The organism is Paraclostridium sordellii, assembly GCF_000953675.1.
Taxonomy (GTDB): domain Bacteria; phylum Bacillota; class Clostridia; order Peptostreptococcales; family Peptostreptococcaceae; genus Paraclostridium; species Paraclostridium sordellii.
The window spans coordinates 3,323,693-3,331,040 of the sequence record NZ_LN679998.1 but is presented as its reverse complement, the minus strand read 5'-3'; the positions used below and the strand labels follow the sequence as shown (position 1 = coordinate 3,331,040).

General features: G+C 28.4%; 7 protein-coding genes. 3 read left to right on the top strand and 4 right to left on the bottom strand.

Annotation, left to right across the window (positions count from 1 at the left end; genetic code table 11):
• Positions 1–193: 193 nt before the first annotated feature.
• Both ATCC9714_RS16160 and ATCC9714_RS16155 read right to left on the bottom strand, forming a co-directional pair.
• A complete protein-coding gene (locus ATCC9714_RS16160) occupies positions 194–1,297 on the bottom strand; it encodes a DEAD/DEAH box helicase (RefSeq protein WP_057545878.1) in 1,104 nt (367 codons plus the stop codon).
• Between the two features lie 280 nt (positions 1,298–1,577).
• On the bottom strand, positions 1,578–2,282 hold the full coding sequence (locus ATCC9714_RS16155; protein ID WP_054630759.1) for a MurR/RpiR family transcriptional regulator: 705 nt from the start codon (positions 2,280–2,282) through the stop codon (positions 1,578–1,580).
• A gap of 75 nt (positions 2,283–2,357) precedes the next feature.
• Between ATCC9714_RS16155 and ATCC9714_RS16150 the strand changes: the two genes are divergently transcribed.
• Both ATCC9714_RS16150 and ATCC9714_RS16145 read left to right on the top strand, forming a co-directional pair.
• Positions 2,358–2,972 carry an AAA family ATPase gene (locus ATCC9714_RS16150; protein ID WP_021127780.1) on the top strand — a complete coding sequence of 205 codons (615 nt, stop codon included), beginning with the start codon at positions 2,358–2,360 and terminating at the stop codon, positions 2,970–2,972.
• Between the two features lie 42 nt (positions 2,973–3,014).
• Entirely contained in the window at positions 3,015–4,358 is a 1,344-nt protein-coding gene (locus ATCC9714_RS16145; RefSeq protein ID WP_057545879.1) for a PTS sugar transporter subunit IIC, read from the top strand.
• Positions 4,359–4,386: 28 nt separating this feature from the next.
• Here ATCC9714_RS16145 and ytaF read toward each other — a convergent pair whose 3' ends face one another.
• Positions 4,387–5,010, bottom strand: coding sequence for a sporulation membrane protein YtaF (gene ytaF / locus ATCC9714_RS16140; RefSeq protein ID WP_057545880.1), 624 nt, complete (start codon positions 5,008–5,010; stop codon positions 4,387–4,389).
• Between the two features lie 99 nt (positions 5,011–5,109).
• Positions 5,110–5,427: a DUF1540 domain-containing protein gene (locus tag ATCC9714_RS16135; protein WP_021122533.1), complete on the bottom strand. Its 318-nt coding sequence runs from the start codon at positions 5,425–5,427 to the stop codon at positions 5,110–5,112.
• Between the two features lie 397 nt (positions 5,428–5,824).
• Here ATCC9714_RS16135 and ATCC9714_RS16130 point away from each other — a divergent pair, with 397 nt between their 5' ends.
• Positions 5,825–7,333, top strand: coding sequence for a DUF1846 domain-containing protein (locus ATCC9714_RS16130; protein ID WP_021127783.1), 1,509 nt, complete (start codon positions 5,825–5,827; stop codon positions 7,331–7,333).
• Positions 7,334–7,348: the final 15 nt, after the last annotated feature.

The following is a 7,348-nucleotide window of genomic DNA, read 5'->3' as shown; positions in this document are numbered from 1 at the left end:
CCGAACACAGAAGTTAAGCTCTTTAGCGCCGATGGTACTTGGTGGGAAGCTGCCTGGGAGAGTAGGACGTAGCCACGTAATCTTTTTTTACTTTCTCTTAAGATAGTTAATCTTTATTTAAATGAAGTAAAAAATTTTATGACTAAGATTATAAAATAGCAAATAAAAAAGAAGTGTTTTTACACTTCTTTTTTTATACTTCTCTTCTTGGAATTTCCATTTCTATGCTATCTTCTATTTCTTTTAATGTATTGAAATCTTTTGGGTCTACAAACATACATGTATAACCTTCTTCACCAGCTCTTCCTGTTCTTCCAATTCTATGGATATATGTTTCAGCATTTTCAGGTATATCATAATTATATACATGAGATACCCCACTTATATCTAAACCTCTAGATGCAACATCAGTTGCTATTAGATATTGAATATCTGCATTTCTAAAAGATTTCATTATTCGTTCTCTATGAGATTGCTTTATATCACTATGAAGCTTAGCGCAGTTGTATTTTCTTCTATGAAGAACTTCTTCCAGTTTATCAACCCTAGCTTTAGTTCTACAGAATATTATCCCCATAAATGGGTTATCTTGATCTAGAACTGTACATAGAGCATCTTGTTTTTTTCTATCTGTAGTTTCAACCACGTTTTGTTTTATATTAGTTAAAGTTATTTCTTCTTTTTCTATACTAACAACTGATGGATTATTCATATACTTATATGCTAATTTCTTTACGGCAGCATCCATAGTTGCAGAGAAACAAAGCATTTGACGAGTTTTAGGAGTATATCTAAGTATAGTTTCCACTTCATTTCTAAATCCCATAAATAACATTTGGTCAGCCTCATCTAAAACTAAAACTTTCAATTTACTAAGATCTATAGTTTCTCTATCTATATGATCTAATAATCTACCAGGCGTAGCTATAACTAAGTGTATATTTCTTTTTAACTTTTTTAACTGGCCACCAATATCTTTTCCACCATACATTGCTAGCAAGTTAATTTCTGTATTCTCACTAAGTTTTTCTGCTTCTTTAGTTATTTGTATTGCAAGTTCTCTAGTTGGTGAAATTATAAGAGCTTGAATATTGTTATCATCAGATGATAGATTTTCAAATATAGGAAGTAAGAATGCTAATGTCTTTCCTGTTCCTGTTTGAGCTTCTGCTATCAAATCTTTACCTGATTTTATTATATCTATACTTTCTTCTTGTATAGGTGTAGGACTTGTTATTCCCATCTTATTTAATTTTTCTATTGTATTATCATTAATTCCTAATTCTTTAAAATTCATAATATTTACCTCTCAAAATAGTGCTAATTTAATTGATTACAACTTATTAATCATATCATAAATAAGTACATTAATACTAACTATATTATTAATTATTGACATGAATTAATTAATATATATACAATAATTTATTTATACATTAATTATTAGGTATTTATATGTTAAAACTCACATTTAGGAGTTTATGTAGAAAAATGTTTTTATATAGAAAACTTTTTTCTAAAACAATAAAATCTATTTCATTTATATAAGAAAAATATTAATATTACATTAATGTTATTCAATTTATATTACTTATAAAACATTCAAATAGCAATAAAACTTCAGAAAAGAATGTATTTGGAATATGTTTTAAATTAGGAAATTTTTCATAACCTTTTAGTACAATTGAAAGGTCTGAAATTTTGGCAAGTGAAGAACTGCTATTTCCTACAAAACTAATAATTTCTATACCATTATTTTTTGCGGTTTCTGATACTTCTAGAATACTTGAACTTTCTCCAGAGTTAGATATTACTATTAGTAAGACATCATCTTTGTTAGATTTGTTCAAAAGTTGTAAATGAGTGTTGGCTATACATTTAAATCCGTTTATAACAAAACGCTCACTCATATAATTGGCAATCATTTGTGAGTATCCAACACCAAGAAGCATTATTAATTTATTTCTTGATTTATTAAGTATTGTAGAAAGGGGTTTTAGGTTTTTACTTATCTCATTCGAAGCATTTGTAAAAATATCAACAGAAGAATCTGAATCTTCTGACTTATTGGAATAAGATATGTTATAAATCATATCAGAGTAACCTTCAAAACCTAGCTTTTTACATAATTTATATATAATAGTTGTTGATGTAAAGTTATCTTTTGCAACTTTACGGATACCTAGTTTTTTCAAATTATCAATATTACTATATAAATATTTTAATATATTTTGTTCTATAGTAGATAGTTGATATTTATCGCAAAGATATTCAAAGTTCATATAAAACCACCTCAAAGGCTATTATATATGAATTTTGTACAAATATAAATATAAAATATATGGAGGTTAGTCATCATGGCTGAAAAATTTATAAAAGACCCTTGGGCAAGAATCAAAACTCGTAACGGATTAAATGGAGATGAGGTTATATCTGCACTTCAAAAATCAATAAGACGTGGATTAGAAGAACAAGCTTGTGAATTTGCTTATGAAATGTATATAACATCACCTCAAATGGAAGAAAAATTATGGAGAAGATTATTAACTATGACGGTAGAAGATATAGGTATGGGGGATCCAATGGCATGTATTATAGTTAATAATTTATATGAAATGAGAAAGCAATTCTCATATGCAGATGGAGATAGACCTATTTACTTTATACATGCTATAAGATATTTATGCAGCTGTCAAAAAGATCGTTCAAGTGATTTATTAAAAAATATAGTTATAAAAGGATTTGCTATGGGAAGGATACCTGAAATTCCTGATTATGCTCTAGATAAACATACTGTAAGAGGTGCTAAAATGGGTAGGGATTCATTTCATTTCTTAAATGAAGCTAGTAAAGTTATACCACAAATGGAAGTTGAAAATGATTATAAAGAAAGATATGGCAAAATTTTAGAGGTATATAAACCAGAAGATGCAGTAGAAAGCGCATTTCAATATAACCCTTGGCAAGAATAATATATATTATGAAGTAAAATACAACAAAGGGAGATTGTAAAAATGGGACAAAATAAATTTTTAGAAAAATTAGATAAAATATTATCTCCTATTGGAGCTAAAATTGGGAGTCAAAGACATTTAAATGCTATTTCTACAGGAATGATGATGACACTTCCTCTTATTGTAGTTGGATCTTTGTTTTTAATAATTGCAAATCCTCCTATAAATCCAGAATTAGTAAATCCTGATAATACAAATATATTTATTAAATTTTTACTGCAGTGGAAGGCGTTTGCCGTTGCTAATTATGCAACAATAACTGCTCCATATGATATGACTATGGGGTTATTAGGTTTAATGTCTGCGTTTTCAATAGCATATACACTGGCAAGTGATTATAAAATGAATGCAGCTATGTCAGGTTTAATATCAACAGCATTATTTTTTATGATATGTGCTCCAAGTAATGAGGGAAATATTCCTATGTCATTTTTAGGGGCTGATGGTTTATTTGTTGCTATAATCATAGGATTAGCTTCGGTTGAGATAAGTAGATTTGTTGATAAAATGGAATGGAAGTTTAATTTACCAAGTTCTGTTCCCACAGCTGTGGCATCATTTATGAATACATTAGTACCGCTTTTATTAAATATTGTTATTTTATATGGGTTAAATATACTTGTGATGGCAAATACAGGAGTTAGTTTACCTCAATCTATTATGAATATACTTACTCCGGCACTTAATATAGCAGATAATTTATGGGGATATTTATTACTTATAACTTTTGGAAATGTGCTATGGTTATTTGGAGTAAATGGAACATCTATAATATTCCCTATTGCTTTTGCGTTAGGGCTTAGCAATACAGGATTAAATTCAGACTTAGTAGCGGCAGGGCAAGATCCTAATGTAATAATGAATTTACAGATGTTTAGGATAGCTATATTGGGAGGTGCAGGAAATACTTTAGGATTGGCTTTATTAATGTCTAGAAGTAAGTCTACACATTTAAAGTCTCTAGGAAGATTATCTATAGTGCCTGGGATATGTGGAATTAACGAACCTATTATATTTGGAGGACCTATAGTTTTTAATCCTATACTTGCAATACCATTTGTAGCAACTCCTATTTTATGTGTTTCACTTACATACTTTGCTCAAAAGATAGGTCTTATAACTTGTGGATTTATTGTAGATCCATCTTTTACACCTTTCTTTGCACAGGCATATTTATCTTCTATGGATATAAGAAATGTATTGTTTGTTTTCGTTTTAGTGGCAATCAGTATAGTAGTATATTATCCATTTTTTAAAGTTTATGAAGGAAATATGATAAAAAAAGAAATTGAAGAAAATAATGAAGAAGATGACTTTAGTTTTGAAGAACTAGACTTAATATAAAAAGAAGCTTGTATATACAAGCTTCTTTTTATATTAATCTTATTATAGCTAAACATACAAGCATAGCTCCAGAAAGCCATGATAAATTTATATTTACTTTTTCAATGAATTTTTTACCTATATTAACACCTAGAAATAAAGCCAATATGCCAATAGTAAATGATAATAATAAAATTTGAACGAAATTAAAACTTACTAAACTACTACCAAAACCTACAGCTATACTATCTATAGAAAGTGCAACTGCTAAATATACAGACTCCTTTATTGTAAGGGTTTTAGATTTATCATAATCTGCTTTAGTTTCATTTGCATAAATTTCTAAAACAAATTTAAAATCAAATAATTTAAAAGTTAAAGGAGCTCCAATACTGGAAAAGTTTTGAATGTAGGATTTAAAGAAAGATTCAAATAATCTTAATACCCCTAGTGAAAATAATAACGCAAAGCTTAGTATAGAAGCAAAGCTAGGAGATATAAACTCTTTAAGTAAAGAACCTAGTGATAGTGATAAAGCTAAAAACAAAGAACAAACAGTAGTTATTACGATATTTGAAGATAATGGAATTTTTATTCTATCTGTTCCATAAGCAATGCCAGCTACAAATGTATCTATACATAAAGCTAAGACTAAAATAAGCGATTCTAACATTATGACTCACCCCCAAAACTTACGATGTAATAATATACTATTAATGCATTTGATAATTAGTTACTAAAAAATAAGGACGCCTAATAGGCGCCCTTATTTTTAATACTCATAACTCCAACAACATCTTTTTTTAAAAGTTTCACATGTATTATTTATTGAATTAACTTGAACCAGGGAAGATTTGCAAGAACCATTAAAATTATACATACAATTAGATGCACTACATATTATATCTTTATATGTAGTTTCATTATCGCCTGTAGAATTAGTTAGGGTAGATGAATCTGAAGAGTCAACAAAAGTCTTACAGTAAGTTTCTGGAGTAATATCTGCATCAAAACCTTCTATATTTACAACAGATGCATTACACTTTCCAGAGTTATTAAAAGTACAATTTGTAGAAAAACATTTAATCAAAAAAACACCTCCAAATATCTCATAAATATAGTATTAATTTAAATTGGAAAAAATATGCTGTGAATTGAATAGAAATTAAAAAAAAATATTGCAAAACGTCTTCAAATGATTTAGAATAGTAAGTCCTAAGATAAATAGATTAAATATTTAGTAGATATTTCGATTACGCTAACTCAATGAGTTAGTTTTTTTTTATGCAGATTTTAAAAATACACTAGAAAAATATAAAAATTTATGATATTATTTTACTTTAAATTGGGTTGTAGTTTTGTGAATTTATGATATGAGTTATCGTATATTGAATTGCTATAATCTATTTATTTTTTATTTAATTTAATTTTAATTTATTTTTGAAGAAATATCTACTAAATTTATATTTTATCTAGGAGGAATTACAATGAAGATCGGATTTGACCACAAAAAATATTTAGAAGAACAATCTAAATATATCTTAGAAAGAGTTAATAACTATGATAAGTTATACTTAGAATTTGGCGGGAAGTTAATGTTTGACCTACATGCTAAAAGAGTTTTACCAGGATTTGACGAAAATGCAAAAATAAAAGTATTACAAAACTTAAAAGATAAATTAGAAGTTGTAATATGTGTTTATGCAGGCGATATAGAAAGAAATAAAATAAGAGGAGATTTCGGTATCACTTACGATATGGAAGTTTTAAGACTTATAGATGATTTAAGAGCATACGAACTTGATGTTAACAGTGTTGTAATAACAAGATATGAAGGGCAACCTGCTACAACAGTTTTTATAAATAAATTAGAGCGTAGAGGTATAAAAGTATATAAGCATGCACCAACAAAAGGATATCCAAGTGATGTAGATACTATAGTAAGTGATGAAGGTTATGGAGCAAATCCATATATAGAAACGACTAAACCTATAGTAGTTGTTACAGCGCCAGGACCAAACAGTGGTAAACTAGGAACTTGCTTAAGTCAGTTATACCATGAAAATAAAAGAGGAAATGAAGTAGGATACTCTAAGTTTGAAACATTCCCAGTATGGAATGTACCTTTAAAGCATCCTTTAAATATAGCTTATGAAGCGGCAACTGTAGACTTAAAAGATGTTAATATGATAGATTCATTCCATCTTGAAAAATATGGAGTACAATCAGTTAACTATAACCGTGATTTAGAATTATTCCCAGTTTTAAAGAAAATAATAGAAAAGATAACTGGAAAAGAATCTGTATATCAATCTCCAACAGATATGGGAGTTAATAGAGTTGGATACGGTATAATAGACGATGAAGTAGTTCAAGAAGCTTCAAGACAAGAAATAATAAGAAGATACTTTAAAACAGCTTGTGAATATAAAAAAGGACAAGTTGATAAAGGTGCTTATGATAGAATGAATATAATAATGGAAGAGTTAAACTTAAAACCTGAAGATAGAAAGGTTGTAATGCCTGCTAGAAATTACAGTGCTAAGTTAAAAGAAGCTTCTAATACACCAAATGATATATGTCCGGTAGTTGCATTAGAACTTTGCGATGGAACTATATTAACAGGAAAAGCATCTGAAACAATGAACGCAACAGCAGCAGCAGTATTAAATGCTGTAAAGCATTTTGCAGATATAAATGATGATATGCATTTAATATCGCCAGTTGTTTTAGAACCAATCATAAACTTAAAAGCTAATACTTTAGGAAATAGAAATGTTGCTTTAAGCTGTGAAGAAGTATTAACGGCTTTAAGTATATGCGCTGTAACTAACCCAACAGCTCAAGCTGCAATGGAAAAATTACCTATGTTAAAAGGTGCTCAAGCACATTCAACAACTATGTTAAATGTAAATGATGAGCAAACATTTAGAAAATTAGGTGTGGATACAACTTCTGATCCAGAATATCCATCAGCTAACTTATATCAAAACTAATAAATAAAATACAAC

Excerpts from the sequence above, each read along its gene's own strand:
- ATCC9714_RS16145 (WP_057545879.1), top strand. The coding sequence starts at position 3,015 with ATGGGACAAAATAAATTTTTAGAAAAATTAGATAAAATATTATCTCCT.
- ATCC9714_RS16150 (WP_021127780.1), top strand. The coding sequence starts at position 2,358 with ATGGCTGAAAAATTTATAAAAGACCCTTGGGCAAGAATCAAAACTCGT.
- ATCC9714_RS16130 (WP_021127783.1), top strand. The coding sequence starts at position 5,825 with ATGAAGATCGGATTTGACCACAAAAAATATTTAGAAGAACAATCTAAA.
- ATCC9714_RS16155 (WP_054630759.1), bottom strand. The coding sequence starts at position 2,282 with ATGAACTTTGAATATCTTTGCGATAAATATCAACTATCTACTATAGAA.
- ytaF (WP_057545880.1), bottom strand. The coding sequence starts at position 5,010 with ATGTTAGAATCGCTTATTTTAGTCTTAGCTTTATGTATAGATACATTT.
- ATCC9714_RS16160 (WP_057545878.1), bottom strand. The coding sequence starts at position 1,297 with ATGAATTTTAAAGAATTAGGAATTAATGATAATACAATAGAAAAATTA.